14 protein-coding genes are annotated in these 15,181 nt (G+C 67.5%); 12 read left to right on the top strand and 2 right to left on the bottom strand.

The window, feature by feature from the left end; translation table 11 throughout:
• Positions 1-10: 10 nt before the first annotated feature.
• Entirely contained in the window at positions 11-1,954 is a 1,944-nt protein-coding gene (locus ON40_RS19280) for a CocE/NonD family hydrolase (RefSeq protein WP_083895779.1), read from the top strand.
• 2 nt (positions 1,955-1,956) lie between these two features.
• On the opposite strand, the gene ON40_RS19275 is transcribed toward ON40_RS19280, so the two are convergent.
• The gene (locus ON40_RS19275; protein ID WP_040824953.1) at positions 1,957-2,976 is read right to left on the bottom strand and encodes a bile acid:sodium symporter family protein; all 1,020 of its coding nucleotides are present in this window, start codon (positions 2,974-2,976) and stop codon (positions 1,957-1,959) included.
• A 77-nt stretch (positions 2,977-3,053) separates the two neighbouring features.
• On the opposite strand from ON40_RS19275, the gene ON40_RS19270 reads away from it, so the two are divergent.
• The 10 genes from ON40_RS19270 (at position 3,054) to ON40_RS19225 (ending at position 13,059) form a co-directional block, all read left to right on the top strand.
• A complete protein-coding gene (locus tag ON40_RS19270; RefSeq protein WP_085997749.1) occupies positions 3,054-3,923 on the top strand; it encodes a LysR substrate-binding domain-containing protein in 870 nt (289 codons plus the stop codon).
• Positions 3,924-3,976: 53 nt separating this feature from the next.
• Entirely contained in the window at positions 3,977-6,085 is a 2,109-nt protein-coding gene (uvrC, locus tag ON40_RS19265) for an excinuclease ABC subunit UvrC (RefSeq protein ID WP_040824952.1), read from the top strand.
• A gap of 122 nt (positions 6,086-6,207) precedes the next feature.
• Positions 6,208-7,146: an RNase adapter RapZ gene (gene rapZ / locus ON40_RS19260; protein ID WP_040824951.1), complete on the top strand. Its 939-nt coding sequence runs from the start codon at positions 6,208-6,210 to the stop codon at positions 7,144-7,146.
• Positions 7,143-8,189 (top strand): gluconeogenesis factor YvcK family protein, encoded by a 1,047-nt coding sequence (locus ON40_RS19255; RefSeq protein ID WP_040824950.1) that lies wholly within the window; start codon positions 7,143-7,145, stop codon positions 8,187-8,189. Before rapZ ends, ON40_RS19255 begins: the two co-directional genes overlap by 4 nt.
• Positions 8,186-9,163, top strand: a complete 978-nt coding sequence (gene whiA, locus ON40_RS19250) for a DNA-binding protein WhiA (protein WP_153411812.1) — start codon at positions 8,186-8,188, stop codon at positions 9,161-9,163. The genes ON40_RS19255 and whiA overlap by 4 nt, the downstream gene beginning before the upstream one ends.
• Positions 9,164-9,416: 253 nt before the next feature.
• Positions 9,417-10,436: a type I glyceraldehyde-3-phosphate dehydrogenase gene (gene gap / locus ON40_RS19245; protein ID WP_040824948.1), complete on the top strand. Its 1,020-nt coding sequence runs from the start codon at positions 9,417-9,419 to the stop codon at positions 10,434-10,436.
• A 4-nt stretch (positions 10,437-10,440) separates the two neighbouring features.
• Positions 10,441-11,652, top strand: a complete 1,212-nt coding sequence (locus ON40_RS19240; protein ID WP_040824947.1) for a phosphoglycerate kinase — start codon at positions 10,441-10,443, stop codon at positions 11,650-11,652.
• A gap of 4 nt (positions 11,653-11,656) precedes the next feature.
• Positions 11,657-12,442, top strand: coding sequence for a triose-phosphate isomerase (tpiA, locus tag ON40_RS19235; protein ID WP_040824946.1), 786 nt, complete (start codon positions 11,657-11,659; stop codon positions 12,440-12,442).
• A gap of 124 nt (positions 12,443-12,566) precedes the next feature.
• Positions 12,567-12,878: a Rossmann-fold NAD(P)-binding domain-containing protein gene (locus ON40_RS19230; RefSeq protein ID WP_040824945.1), complete on the top strand. Its 312-nt coding sequence runs from the start codon at positions 12,567-12,569 to the stop codon at positions 12,876-12,878.
• Positions 12,856-13,059, top strand: coding sequence for a hypothetical protein (locus ON40_RS19225; protein WP_040824944.1), 204 nt, complete (start codon positions 12,856-12,858; stop codon positions 13,057-13,059). The genes ON40_RS19230 and ON40_RS19225 overlap by 23 nt, the downstream gene beginning before the upstream one ends.
• Before the next feature lie 6 nt (positions 13,060-13,065).
• Here the strand turns inward: ON40_RS19225 and ON40_RS19220 are convergent, their stop codons facing one another.
• Positions 13,066-13,878 carry an SAM-dependent methyltransferase gene (locus ON40_RS19220; protein WP_040824943.1) on the bottom strand — a complete coding sequence of 271 codons (813 nt, stop codon included), beginning with the start codon at positions 13,876-13,878 and terminating at the stop codon, positions 13,066-13,068.
• Between the two features lie 90 nt (positions 13,879-13,968).
• Here ON40_RS19220 and ON40_RS19215 point away from each other — a divergent pair, with 90 nt between their 5' ends.
• On the top strand, positions 13,969-15,168 hold the full coding sequence (locus ON40_RS19215; RefSeq protein ID WP_040824942.1) for a cytochrome P450: 1,200 nt from the start codon (positions 13,969-13,971) through the stop codon (positions 15,166-15,168).
• Positions 15,169-15,181 lie beyond the last annotated feature (13 nt).

The following is a 15,181-nucleotide window of genomic DNA, read 5'->3' as shown; positions in this document are numbered from 1 at the left end:
ACGTCGGTGAATGTCGTGGAATCGGGGGCGGCGCAATCGAATTCTGCGCGGAGGCGCGCTGTTGGCCGCCGCGACACTGGTCCTGAGCGGTTGTAGCGGATCACCGAGCGCGCCCTCGGACGGCCACTCCGTATCCGGTGCGTGGCCGCCGTCGCAGGGGCGCGGGAAATGTGCGGTCGCCGAGCAGGAGAACGTCCCCGCGACCATGCGCGACGGCGTCGTACTGAAGGCCGACGTGTACCGCCCGAAGACCGCCGATCCGGTGCCGGTGATCCTGATGCGCACCCAGTACGGCAAGGCCGAAGCACAAGTGAAGCCGTATCGCTACCAGTCGCCGGACTGGTTCGCCTCGCACTGCTATCTCGTTGTCGTGCAGGACATCCGGGGGCAAGGCGCCTCGGGCGGCACCTTCACCGAATTCGGCAACGACCGGAACGACGGATACGACTCGGTCGAATGGGCCGCGCGGCTGCCCGGCTCCAACGGCAAGGTCGGCATGTACGGATCGTCGTATGTGGGTGCCACACAATGGCTTTCGGCGGTCACCGCGCCACCGCACCTGGTCACCATCGTGCCCTCGAACACCGCCTCGGACTACTACGACGGCTGGACCTACGAGGGCGGGGAATTCCGGCTCGCCTTCGTCGAGCCCTGGGCGATGGGAACGATCGCGCAGACCGCCGCGATCAACCGCGGCGATACCGGCACCGCGAAACAGCTGGCCGCCGACCAGTCGCAGTACACCCGGTGGATGGGATATCGGCCGTATCAGCAGTTCCCGCCGATGCATCCGGACGATCCGGCGGTCGCGCCGTGGTTCTTCGACTGGATACGGCATTCCGCGCGCGACGACTACTGGAAGCAGTGGAGCATTCGCGACCACTATCCGAACGTGCAGGTTCCGGTGCTCGATTTCGAGGGCTGGTACGACGCGTTCCTGGCCGGTGGAACCGAGAATTTCAGCGGTATGGTGCACCACGGCGGCACCCCGCAGGCCCGCAGTAATCAGCGGCTGGTCATCGGGCCGTGGGATCACGTGGGCTGGGGACGTCCGGGCAGCGGCGTCTCCGCGCCGATGCTCGCCGCCGCCGGAGCCGCGGGAGACAGCCCGGTCAACGATCTGATGCCGGCCTGGTTCGACCACTTCCTGAAGGGGCAGGACAACAAGGTCGCCGGGCAGCCCACGGTGGACTACTTCCTCATGGGTGCGAACAAGTGGAAGACCGCGACCGCGTGGCCGCTGCCCAACACCCGCTGGACCACCTACTACCTGTCCGGCAGCGGTGCCAACGGGCTGTCCGGCCGAGTGGGCGCGCTGAGCGCCACGCCGCCGAAGGATCCGCAGCAGCCCGACACCTACTATTACGATCCGCTCGATCCGGTGCCCAGCGCCGGTGGGCACTCCTGCTGCGGCGCGTCCTCGGGGCCGCAGGGGCCCTACGACCAGTACGTCGTCGAGCAGCGCTCGGATGTGCTGACCTACACCACCGCCCCGATGTCCGCGGACACCGAGTTGACCGGGCCGACCGAAGTGAAACTGTGGGCGTCGTCCACCGCGCCGGACACCGACTTCACCGCGAAACTGGTCGCCGTCGCACCGGATGGGGCCACGGTCAACCTGAACGACGGAATCATCCGCACCCCGTTCCGGGATTCACTGGACAATCCCACCCCGACGGTGCCCGGCCAGCCGTATCAGTACACGATAAAGATCTGGCCGACCAGCTATCTGGTGAAGGTCGGTTCGCGTATCCGCGTGGAGATCTCCAGCAGCGACTATCCGCAGTTCGCCCCGAATCCCAATACCGGTCAGCCGTTCGGTGCGAGTGCCGATACCCGGATCGCGACCCAGACCATCCTGCACGACGCGGACCATCCGTCGTCGGTGGTGCTGCCGATCATCCCGGCGGGTGGCGCCGCATCGAGCCGATTCCCCATGGACGCAACGAGATAGCGTCAGGCGACCTCGGTCGCGACCGATTCCTCGTCCGCGGGTTCGGACTCCGCGGCGGCATCGGCCTGCCGCTCCCACCGTCCGGCGAGCCAGGCGCAGACGAACAGCTGGATCTGGTGGAAGATCATCAGCGGTAGCACGATCAGGCCGATCGGGTGCCCGGCGAACAGGACCGTGGCCATCGGCAGGCCGCTGGCCAGGCTCTTCTTGGAACCGCAGAAGATCATCACGATGCGATCGCCGCGATCGAATCCGAGCAGGCGGCTCGCGACCGTGGTCAGCGCCAGCACCGCAGCGAGCACCGCGACGCACACCACGACCACCGCCAGCAGGGACAGCAGCGAAATCCCGCCCCAGATGTGTTCCACCATGCTGTCGCTGAACGCGGAGTAGACGACCAGGTAGACCGAACCTCGATCGACCACCTTGGTGACGGTGGCGTGACGCATGAGTACCTGCAGCGGCTTGCGCAGCACCTGTCCGGCCAGGAACGGCAGCAGCAGCTGCAACACGATCGCCACGATCGATCCCATCGACACCGTCGCCTGGCCGGTGGTGTCCATCAGCAGCATGACCAGCAGCGGCGTGACGAAGACGCCGAGCAGATTGGACAGTGACGCGCTCACCACCGCACCGGCCACATTGCCTCGCGCGATCGAGGTGAAGGCGATCGAGGACTGCACGGTCGAGGGCAGCAGGCACAGGTAGAGCACCCCGGTGTACAGGTCGTCGGTCAGTACCGAGGGGACCAGCAGTCGCAGCGCCAGACCGATCAGCGGGAAGACCAGGTAGGTCACCGCCAGCACGCTCGAGTGCAGTCGCCAGTGCTTGAGCCCGTCCAGCGCCTCGCGCGGCTTCAATCGCGCGCCGTAGAGCAGGAACAGGATCCCGATCGCGATCTTGGTGGCCCAGCTCAAGACGCCGGCGGCATCGCCGCGAGCGGGCAGGACTACGGCGACCAGCACGGCGGCGAGCAGGCCGAGCATGAAGGCGTCGATCCGGAATTTGGCGAGAAGCTGCACAGATGAACGATACGTTCCGGATGAATGATCGCGAAAGTCGTTCGATTTGATATCTCTGAACGAGTATCGTGATGAATATGTTCGATCCGGATCAGTTGCGCACCTTCCTCGCCGTGGAGCGGGCCGGTGGGTTCACCGCTGCGGGGCGCATCCTGGGCCTGCGCCAATCCACCGTCAGCGGGCATATCGCCAAACTCGAACAGGCGGCCGGGCGGGCGCTGTTCCGCCGGGACACCCGCAATCTGGCACTCACCGCGGACGGTGCGGCGATGGTCGGCTTCGCGCGCAGCATCCTCGATGCCCAGGCGCACGCCGAACGCTATTTCTCCGAGTCGAGGCTGTCCGGGCTGATCCGGCTCGGCGCCTCGGACGATCTGATGGCTCGCGAACTGCCCGATGTGCTGCTGGAATTCCAGCGCAGCCATCCGGGCGTGGACCTGGAGTTGACCGTCGGGCTCAGTGAGACGCTGCGGACCCGGCTCGAGGCCGGGGAACTGGATCTGATGGTGGCCAAGCGGCGGCCGGGGGAGCAGCACGGTGAGTTGCTCTGGCGCGACCGGCTGGTGTGGGCGGGGCGCTCGGGAGCGACGGGTTTCACCGACCCGGTGCCGCTGGTGACTTATCCGCAGCCGAGTATGACCCGGCAGGCGGCGCTGCAGGCGCTCGAACGGGAGGGGCGCACCTGGCGGATCGCCTGCGTGAGCGATAGTCAACTGGGCTTGCGGGCGGCGGTGCTGGCCGGGCTGGGTGTCATCGTCCATGCGGAAAGTCTGCTTCCCGCAGGGCTTTTCGCCGTGGCGGACGATCGGCTGCCGAAACTGGGAGATCTGGAGTTCGTGCTGCTGCGCCGCCGCAGCCGGTTGTCCGAGCCGGAGCGGGCGCTGTGCGATGCGATCGAGGCGGGCGCCCGGCGCGAGCACGCGTCCCTGTCCCGCCGTACCGGATGAGCGGGCCGCAGTGGGCCCGATCGCCTGTCGGTGCTTCTCGCTAATCTGGTCGCGTGGCAGATCCAGCGACGTACCGGCCTGCGCCGGGCACCATTCCTGTAGATCCCGGTGTGTACAAGTTCCGGGATTCCTTCGGGCAGGTCATCTACGTCGGCAAGGCCAAGAGTCTGCGCAGCCGGTTGAATTCGTATTTCGCCGATATCGCCGCGCTGCATCCGCGCACCCGCCAGATGGTGACCACGGCCGCGAGCGTGGAGTGGACCGTGGTGTCCACGGAGGTGGAAGCCCTTCAGCTGGAATACAACTGGATCAAGGAGTTCGATCCGCGGTTCAACGTCCGCTACCGCGACGACAAGACCTACCCCATGCTCGCGGTGAGTATGAACGAGGAGTACCCGCGGGTATTCGTCTATCGCGGCCCGCGTAAGAAGGGGGTGCGGTACTTCGGCCCGTACGCGCACGCGTGGGCGATCCGTGAGACGGTGGATCTGCTGCTGCGGGTGTTCCCGGTGCGTACCTGCTCGGCCGGAGTCTTCAAGCGGCACAGTCAGATCGGCCGCCCGTGTCTGCTGGGCTACATCGACAAGTGTTCCGCGCCGTGCATCGACCGGGTCAGCGCCGAGGAACACCGTCGCATCGCCGAGGACTTCTGCGATTTCCTGGCCGGTAAGACCGATCGCATGGTGCGCGAGCTGGAACGCCGGATGCACGCCGCGGCAGAGGAATTGGACTTCGAGACCGCCGCTCGCCTGCGCGACGACGTGCAGGCGCTGCGCCGCGCGCTGGAGAAGCAGGCGGTGGTGCTGGGCACGGGCACCGATGCCGATGTGGTCGCCTTCGCCACCGATGAACTCGAGGCCGCCGTGCAGATCTTCCACGTGCGCGACGGCCGGGTCCGCGGTCAGCGTGGCTGGGTGGTCGACAAATCCGGTGACGCGGTCGATCTGGTCGCGCAGGACGCCGCCGAGCCCGGCGACGGCCGGGCTGCGGACTCCGGTGCGGATCAGGCATCTGCGGGCTCCGCTGACGTCCCGGATTCCGCGGAGCCCGGTGATGATGCCGAATCGGGCGGCGAGAACGCCGTGGCGGAGTCCAGCGGCGAACTGGCCGCGCTGGTCGAGCAGTTCCTCATGCAGTTCTACGGTGAGCAGGCCGCGTTCGCCGACCAGGCCGGCGCGGAGCCCGCGGGCACGGTCGTGCCGCGCGAGGTCCTGGTACCCGCGCTGCCCGGTGACGCCGAACAGGTACAGGGCTGGCTCTCGGGTCTGCGCGGTTCGGCGGTCCAGCTGCGGGTGCCCCAGCGCGGGGACAAGAAGGCGCTGATGGAGACCGTCCAACGCAATGCCGCCGAGGCGCTGGCGCAGCACAAGCTCAAGCGCGCCGGCGATCTGACCGCGAGATCGGCTGCGCTGCAAGGTATTCAGGAGGCGCTGGACCTCGACTCCGCACCCCTGCGGATCGAGTGCGTGGACATCAGCCATGTGCAGGGCACCGACGTCGTCGCCTCCCTGGTCGTCTTCGAGGACGGGCTCGCGCGCAAATCCGAATACCGGCACTACGCGATCAAGGAGGCCGCGGGCGAGGGCCGCTCGGACGACGTCGCGAGTATCGCGGAGGTCACCCGCCGCCGGTTCCAGCGACTGCGCCGCGACCAGGAGCTGTTCGAGGCCGAGGACAATCCCACGCCGGGCATCGATCCGAAGACCGGTAAACCCCGCAAATTCTCCTATCCGCCCAACCTGTACGTCGTCGACGGCGGCGCGCCGCAGGTCGCGGCCGCCGCGGAGGTGCTGGACGATCTCGGCATCACCGACGTCGCGGTGATCGGACTGGCCAAGCGCCTGGAGGAGGTGTGGGTCCCGGGCGAGCCGGATCCGGTGATCATGCCCCGCAACAGCGAGTCGCTGTACCTGCTGCAGCGCGTGCGCGACGAGGCGCACCGATTCGCCATCACCTTCCATCGCAGCAAACGTTCCCGGCGCATGACGGCCTCGGCGCTGGACGCGGTTCCCGGCCTCGGTGAGACGCGCCGCACCGCGCTGGTCACGCACTTCGGGTCCGTCGCCCGGCTCGAGCAGGCTACGGTGGAGGAGATCACACAGGTTCCGGGCATCGGGGTGGCAACAGCGAAGGCGGTGCTCGCGGCGCTGCACGGCGAATAGTCGCCGCCTGTCAATCTGATGGCACGGTTACGTCTCGATGTCGCCCGGCGCGCGTATCCGGCGCCGGATATGGGAAAAAGGCAGGATGATCGCATGAGCGCCAGCAACGGATCCGGTAGGACATGACCAGCGTGGAATCGAACGGTAGTGCGGCGGATACGTCGGCGTCCTCACCCGCGCCCGATTCGGCGGGAGTCGAGGTCGTCATCGTCACCGGGTTGTCCGGTGCGGGCCGCGGCACCGCGGCGCGGGTGCTCGAGGATCTGGGCTGGTACGTCGCGGACAACCTGCCACCGGAGCTGATCGAGCGGATGATCGAGCTGGGCGTGTCGGCGGATCCACCGATCCGGCGCCTGGCGCTGGTGATGGATGTGCGCAGTCGCTTCTTCACCGGAAATCTCTCGGCGGTCACCGAGCAGTTGCGGTCCGGGGGCGTGCGCACCCGGGTACTGTTCCTCGAGGCGTCCGACGACGTGCTCATCCGCCGGTTCGGCTTCGCGCGGCGGCGGCACCCGCTGCAGAGCGAGAGCGCCGACGGCACGTTGTCCGCGGGCATCGCCGCCGAGCGTGCCCGGCTCGACTCGGCGAAAACAGCCGCCGACCTGGTGATCGATACAACCGCCCTGTCGGTGCATCAGCTGCATCGCAAATTGGAGGAGGCGTACGGCGGCGGTGCGCCCAAGGCGCTGCAGGTCACCATCCAGTCCTTCGGTTTCAAGTACGGAGTGCCGCTGGATGCGGATATGGTGTTCGACTTGCGTTTCCTGCCCAACCCGCATTGGGTACCGGAGTTACGTGAGCACACCGGACAGGACTCGGTGGTCAGCGAGTACGTGCTGTCCCGTCCGGGTGCACAGGACTATCTGCGGACCTGCCGTCACCTGATCGACCTGACCACCGACGGTTACCGCCAAGAGGGGAAGCGTTATATGACCGTGGCAGTGGGTTGCACCGGTGGCAAGCACCGCAGTGTGGCCGTAGCGGAGGCGCTGGGTGAGGCGCTCGGCGAATCGAGCGCGGACCCCGTGCGCGTGGTGCATCGAGACCTGGGGCGCGAATGAGTGCGGAGGGGCCGGATTCGGCCCTGGTCGCCATGGGCGGCGGGCACGGGCTGTACGCGACGCTGACCGCGGCGCGACGCCTGACCTCGGATATCACCGCGGTGGTGACGGTCGCCGACGACGGCGGCTCGTCCGGGCGACTGCGCGCGGAACTGGGCATGCTGCCGCCGGGCGATCTACGCATGGCGCTGGCGGCGCTGGCCGAGGAGACCGACGGGGCGTGGGCGCGCACCGTCCAGCACCGTTTCGGCGGAACCGGCGCGCTGGCAGGGCATTCGGCCGGGAATCTGATCCTGGCCGCGCTGACCGAGGTCCTCGGGGATCCCGTTGCCGCACTGGACACCGTGGGTACGCTGTTGCGCTGCACCGGGCGGGTGCTGCCGATGTCCCCGGCCGCGCTCACCATCGAGGCCGACGTGTCCGGGCTCGAGGCCGACCCCCGGGTGAGCCGGTGCATCCGCGGACAGGTCGCGGTGGCCACCACGCCCGGTAAGGTGCGGCGGGTGCGTCTGATCCCCTCGGACCCGCCGACGAGTCCCGAGGCGACGTCGGCGATCGAACACGCCGACGTGGTGATTCTCGGTCCCGGATCATGGTTCACCAGCGTCATCCCGCATGTGCTGGTCCCGGGCCTGCACGAGGCGCTGGTGCATACGCGCGCCCGAAAAGTGCTGGTACTGAACCTCGCTGCCGAACCCGGCGAGACGGCCGGATTCTCCGCCGAGCGCCATTTGCATGTATTGTCCCAGCACGCACCGGATTTCGCGGTGGACCACGTGGTGGTGGACTCCGGGTCCGTACCGGAGGGTAGGGAACGCGAACATGTGGCAAGAGCTGCCGAACAGCTGCGTGCGCGAGTAACCTTCGCTGATGTCGCCGAGGCGGGGACGGACCGGCACCACCCTGGAAAGTTGGCTGCCGCACTGGATCAGGTGATCCGAGCGCCTCGGCCGGAATCAGCAGGGCTTCGAGTCGAAGGACGGCACATGGGCCAGGATGTGCGGTCCGCGTTGGGTGGAAAGGAGCGGGTCTCGTGGCGATGACAGCCGAGGTGAAAGACGAGCTGAGCCGTCTGTCCGTCTCGCAGGTCTCATCTCGCAAGGCCGAATTGTCGGCGCTACTACGGTTCGCCGGCGGGCTGCACATCGTCGGCGGGCGGGTGATCGTCGAGGCGGAGGTGGACATGGGCTCGATCGCCCGCCGCCTGCGTCGCGAGATCTTCGAGCTGTACGGCTACGGCTCGGATGTGCACGTACTGGGCGCGGGCGGGTTGCGCAAGACGTCCCGGTACGTGGTGCGGGTGTCCAAGGAGGGCGAGGCGCTCGCGCGCCAGACCGGTCTGCTGGACGTGCGCGGCCGCCCGGTGCGCGGTTTGCCCGCGCAGGTCGTGGGCGGCAGTATCGCCGATTCGGAGGCCGCGTGGCGGGGTGCGTTCCTCGCGCACGGCTCGCTGACCGAACCCGGCCGATCCTCGGCGCTCGAGGTGAGCTGCCCCGGACCCGAGGCCGCCCTGGCCCTGGTCGGTGCGGCGCGCCGGATGGGCATCCAGGCCCGTAATCGGGAGATTCGCGGCACCGATCGGGTGGTGGTGCGCGACGGTGAGGCCATCGGCGCGCTGCTGACCCGGATGGGCGCGCAGGACACCCGGTTGACGTGGGAGGAGCGGCGGATGCGCCGCGAGGTCCGGGCGACCGCCAATCGCCTGGCGAATTTCGACGACGCGAATCTGCGCCGGTCGGCTCGGGCCGCGGTGGCCGCGGCCGCGCGGGTCGAACGCGCGCTGGAGATTCTCGGTGACGATGTGCCCGACCACCTGGCCGCGGCCGGGAAGCTGCGCGTGGAGCATCGTCAGGCCTCGCTCGAGGAGCTGGGTCAGCTCGCCGATCCGCCGATGACCAAGGACGCGGTCGCGGGCCGGATCCGGCGGCTGTTGTCGATGGCCGATCGCCGTGCGAAGGAACTCGGCATTCCGGACACCGAATCGGCGGTCACCGCCGAATTGCTCGAAGACGCCTGAGGCGTACGCCGGCCGATAGCCGTCGTGGTGCGAGTTTCCTTGCACCACGGCGGCTTTCGTCACTTCTGCGTGGATCGCCCGATCTTCTGTCGGTGCGGATCGGTATCCTGCGGGGGCGAACCTCGCAGTGTCGCGAGGTCGGGTGATGCTCGGTTTTCTCACCGTGACCAGGGGCGTGTCTGTGACATGACGGCCGGGCATTAGGGTGGATCGACAACGGAGAAGAATCCGCAGAAAGCTGAGGAGCGATAACGTGACTGTCCGGGTAGGCATCAACGGCTTCGGCCGCATCGGGCGCAACTTCTTCAGGGCGGTCGAAGCGCAGAAGGCGCTCGGCACAACGGAGATCGAGGTCGTCGCGGTCAACGACCTCACCGACAACGCCACCCTGGCGACTCTGCTCAAGTACGACTCGATCCTGGGTCGCCTGCCGCAGGATGTCTCGCTCGACGGCGACGACACCATCGTGGTCGGCGATCAGCGCATCAAGGCGCTGGCCATCAAGGAGGGCCCGGCGGCCCTGCCGTGGGGCGAGCTGGGCGTCGACGTGGTCGTGGAGTCGACAGGCATCTTCACCGACGCGACCAAGGCCAAGGGCCATCTCGCCGCCGGTGCCAAGAAGGTCATCATCTCCGCGCCCGCCAAGGGCGAGGACCTGACCGTCGTGATGGGCGTCAACGACGACAAGTACGACGGCAGCCAGAACATCATCTCCAACGCGTCGTGCACCACCAACTGCCTGGGCCCGCTGGCCAAGGTGCTCAACGACAGCTTCGGCATCGAGCGTGGCCTGATGACCACGATCCACGCCTACACCCAGGACCAGAACCTGCAGGACGGCCCGCACAGCGACCTGCGTCGCGCCCGTGCCGCCGCGCTGAACATCGTGCCGACCGGCACCGGTGCGGCCAAGGCCATCGGCCTGGTGCTGCCCGACCTGCTGGGCAAGCTGGACGGTTACGCGCTGCGCGTGCCGGTTCCGACCGGTTCGGTCACCGACCTCACCGCGAACCTGCGTACCAAGGCCTCGCTCGACGAGATCAACGCGGCGTTCAAGGCCGCCGCGGACGGCCCGCTGAAGGGCATCCTGAAGTACAACACCGACCCGATCGTGTCCAGCGACATCGTCACCGACCCGCACTCGTCGATCTACGACGCGCCGCTGACCAAGGTCATCGACGATCAGGTGAAGGTCGTGTCCTGGTACGACAACGAGTGGGGCTACTCCAACCGCCTCGCCGACCTCATCGGTCTCGTCGGCAAGTCGCTCTGATCAGATGACGGTCAAGACACTTCAGGATCTCCTGGCCGAGGGTGTCGAGGGTCGGGGCGTGCTCGTGCGCTCCGACCTGAACGTTCCCTTGGACAACGGGGTCATCACCGATCCGGGCCGGATCATCGCCTCGGTTCCCACGATCAAGGCGCTGGTCGAGGCTGGCGCGAAGGTCGTGCTGACCGCGCACCTGGGCCGCCCCAAGGGCGAGCCCGACCCGGCGCTGTCGCTCGCGCCGGTCGCCGAGCGTCTGGCGCACGAGCTGGGCCGCAACGTCCAGCTCGCCGGTGACGTGGTCGGCCAGGACGCGCTGGCGCGTTCGGAGGGCCTGACCGACGGTGATGTGCTGCTGCTGGAGAACATCCGTTTCGATCCGCGTGAGACCAGCAAGGACGACGCCGCACGCGGCAAGCTGGCCCGCGCGCTGGTCGAATTGGTCGGCGACGACGGCGCATTCGTCTCCGACGGCTTCGGCGTCGTGCACCGCAAGCAGGCCTCGGTCTACGACGTGGCCGAACTGCTGCCGCACTATGCGGGCACGTTGGTCGCGGCCGAGGTGGAGGTGCTGCGCAAGCTGACCACCGAAACCGAGCGGCCGTACGCGGTCGTGCTGGGCGGGTCGAAGGTCTCGGACAAGCTGGCGGTCATCGAGGCGCTGGCCCCGAAGGTCGACACCCTGGTCATCGGCGGCGGCATGTGCTTCACCTTCCTTGCCGCACAGGGTCTTCCGGTCGGTTCCTCGCTGTTGCAGGAGGAGATGATCGAGACCTGCCGCGGCCTGCTGGATCGGTACGCCGACGTCATCCACCTGCCGCGTGACATCGTGGTGGCCGACGAGTTCGCCGCCGATGCGGAGTCGAAGGTGGTGTCCGCCAACGAGATTCCCGAGGGCTGGATGGGCCTGGACATCGGCCCGGATTCGGCGGACCGCTTCGGCGCGCTGCTGACCGAGGCGCGCACAGTGTTCTGGAACGGCCCGATGGGCGTGTTCGAGTTCGAGAAGTTCGCCGACGGCACCCGCAAGGTCGCCGAGTCGATCGTGCAGGCCACCGAGAAGGGCGCTTTCACGGTGGTCGGTGGCGGCGATTCGGCCGCCGCGGTGCGTACGTTGGGTCTGCCCGAGGACGGTTTCTCGCACATCTCCACCGGCGGCGGTGCGTCGCTGGAATATCTGGAGGGCAAGGAACTGCCCGGTATCGCGGTATTGGAGGGCTGAGCCGGTGGCACGGAAACCGCTCATCGCGGGCAACTGGAAGATGAACCTCAATCACCTCGAGGCCATCGCTCTGGTGCAGAAGATCGCATTCGCCTTGCCGGACAAGTACTTCGACAAGGTCGACGTGACGGTTATTCCGCCGTTCGTGGACATCCGGAGTGTGCAGACCCTGGTGGAAGGCGACCGGTTGCTGGTCACCTACGGTGCCCAGGACGTCTCGGTGCACGAGTCGGGCGCGTACACCGGTGAGATCAGCGCGTCGATGCTGGCCAAACTGGGGTGCTCGTTCGTCGTGGTCGGGCATTCGGAGCGGCGGCAGTACCACAACGAGGACGACGCCACGGTGCTGGCGAAGGCCAAGCAGGCGCTCAAGCACGGGATCACCCCGATCGTGTGCATCGGCGAGGGCCTGGGTGTGCGCGAGGTGAGCGAGCATGTCGCCTACAACCTCGAGCAACTGCGCGGTTCGCTCAAGGGCCTCACGGCCGAGGAGATCGCCAAGGTCGTCATCGCTTACGAGCCGGTCTGGGCTATCGGCACCGGCCGGGTCGCCACCCCCGCGGACGCGCAGGAAGTGTGCGGCGCGATTCGCGGTGAGCTGGCCGAGCTGACGAATCCGCAGGTGGCAGCCTCGGTTCGGGTGCTGTACGGCGGTTCGGTGAACGCCAAGAACGTCGGCGAGCTGGTCTCGCAGACCGATATCGACGGTGCACTCGTCGGTGGCGCTTCACTCAAGGGCGACGAGTTCGCCACCCTCTCGGCGATCGCCGCGGGCGGTCCGCTGCCGTAAGGGGCGAGGCCCGGTCGCGCTCGTCGCGACCGGGCCACAACCAACGGGATGTGATCCCGTTGTGTCCCAGGCGATCTCGCCGCAGCTCGACTTGCTACCATTCCCGGGTCGAGCGTTGGGCGGGGTGAGTACCGACTATCGCGACGGTGTTCCGGTGACTCGCATCGAACCCGATGCCGACGCGGTCACGCTGCACCACGCCGATGGCACGGCCGAACGGTTCGACGTCGTCATCGGGGCGGACGGTTATCGGTCCGCCGCCCGCGCACTGGTCGATCCGGCCGCGACGGCGGAATACTCCGGTTACGTGCTGTGGCGGGGCGGCTATCCGGTCGGTGAACTCCCGCCGACGATGCCGGACGAACTGCGCCGCCGGACCGTCACCGTGACATATCCCGGCGGCCACGCCCCCCATGCTGATGCTCATCCCCGATGAGCAGTCTCCGGGGCTGCGCGTGTATTGGGCGCTGTATTACCAACCGGCGCAATCATTCTCGCTCGGCATCGATCCGATCAACGGCGACCTTCCGCCGGGCGCGGAAGATCTGCTGACCGAGTATTTCCCGCCCTCGTGGGGCGAGGCAGCCGTCACTATCTGTACGACGTCCAGGAAGTGAGCGGGCCTACTCGATGCGCGCGACCGCGCTGAGCATGGAGACGGCCTCGGGCCGGGGGTGCGCGCGCCAGGTTTCCGGACGCCATGTCATCACCGAGCCGATCCCGGGCGGCACCAGATCCAGGCCGGTGAAGAAACTTTCGAATTCGGCGCTGGAACGTAACCGGAACGGGATCCCGCTGCGCTCGTTGGCCTCGCGGGTCTCGGTCAGATCCTCCTGGGTGAGGTGGTCGTCGGTGGCGTGCGTCATCACCAGGTAGCTGCCGGGCGGCAGTGCCGCGCACAGCTGCCGGACCAGTTCCTGCGGCTTCTCCTCGTCGGTGATGAAATGCATGACCGCGACCAGCATCAGCGCGACGGGTTGGCTCAGGTCCAAGGTGGACAGCAGATCCGGATGGGACAGGATTTTCGCCGGATCGCGCACATCGGCATCGAGGTAGGCGGTGGCGCCCTCGGGTGAGCTGTCCAGCAGCGTGCGCGCGTGGATCAGCACGATCGGGTCGTTGTCCACGTAGACGATGCGGGACTCCGGCGCGATGGCCTGAGCGATCTCGTGGACGTTGCCCGCGGTGGGCAGCCCGGCACCGATGTCCAGGAACTGCCGGATTCCGGCCTCCTCGGTGAGATAGGTGACCGCACGGCGCAGGAATTTGCGATTCTCCAGGCAGGCGAAGCGGATCGTCGGAAATGCCTCGGCGACGAGTTCGGCCGATTCCCGATCGGCCTCGAAATTGTTCTTGCCACCGAGCCAGTAGTCGTAGCGGCGGGCCGGATGTGGCGTGGTGACATCGATCCCGGCAGGTGCGATTTCGGAGTTCACGACGTCCTCTTTCCTGTCGACTACTGTGATCATGTCAGCTCGGATAGTGAACCGGTAGCGGCTGTGCCGCACCGTCCGGAAGGCTCCCTCATGCAGTTGCAGTACAGCCCATACGATTTCGACGTCCACGACGATCCGTATCCGTATTACGAACGGCTGCGCGAGCAGGCGCCGGTGTTCCGCAACGAGACGGACGATTTCTGGGCGTTGTCCCGGCACGCGGACGTCTTGGCAGCCCTGCGCGATTCGGACCGTTTCTCCAGCGCGAACGGACTTCGGATGGAGCCCGCGTTCTGGGGGCCGCAGGCGGAGCGGTTCTTCTCCTTCGTGGCGATGGATCCGCCGAAGCACACACGGATGCGCGGGCTGGTGGTGCGGGCGTTCACCCAGCACCGCGTGCAGTCCCTCGAGCCGCGGCTGCGGGAGATCGCGGGCGGTCTGCTCGAACCGCTGCTCGAAGGCGGCAGTTTCGACCTGATGGCCGATTTCGCCGGACCCTACCCGACCGAGGTGATCTCCGAGTTGGTGGGAGTGCCCGAGGCGGATCGGGCAATGGTCCGCAAGCTCGGCATGGAGATCATGTACACCGAGGAGGAGTCCACCGATCTGCGGCCCGAGGCCATGCAGGCGATCGGCGCCCTGGTCGGTTATTACACCGAGTTGACCATCGAACGGGCCGCGAACCGCGGTGACGATCTGCTCTCGGCCCTGCTCGGCGCAGCCGACGGTGACGACCGGCTCACCCCGGAGGAGATCGTCGGCGTGGTGATCCTGCTGGTCGGGGCGGGTATCGAGACGGCCATGCTGACCCTGGGCAATCTGTGGCACGCGGCCTGGCAGCATCCCGATCAGCGGCGCCTCGCGTTGGGTGTCGGATCGCAGTCACCGGCTGGCCGGATCGAGGACTGGATCGATGAGGCGATGCGGTACGACCCGTCGAACCAGGTGATTCTGCGGACCACCACCGAGCCGGTGGAGTTGCACGGGGTGCAGATTCCCGCCGACGCGCGGATTCTGCTGTTGAGCGGTTCGGCGAATCGCGATCCGCGGGTGTTCGAGAATCCGGACCGGTTCGATCTGGATCGCGATACGGGCGACGCGGTGGCTTTCGGCAGTGGCCGACACCACTGTCTGGGGTCGAATCTCGGGCTGCTGGAATTGCGTATCGCGTTGCAGGAGATGGTGTCCCGCATCGCCGACTTCGAGGTGGACCCGGCCGGACTGCGCCGCATCCACTCCTCGAACAACCGCGGTTTCACCGCCCTGCCCACCACGGTCACCCGACGCTGACGGCAGGTCGCTG

It is taken from the genome of Nocardia jiangxiensis NBRC 101359 (assembly GCF_000308615.1).
GTDB lineage: Bacteria > Actinomycetota > Actinomycetes > Mycobacteriales > Mycobacteriaceae > Nocardia > Nocardia jiangxiensis.
The sequence above is the reverse complement of the archived record's forward strand: the minus strand, read 5'-3'. Positions and strand labels throughout refer to the sequence as shown.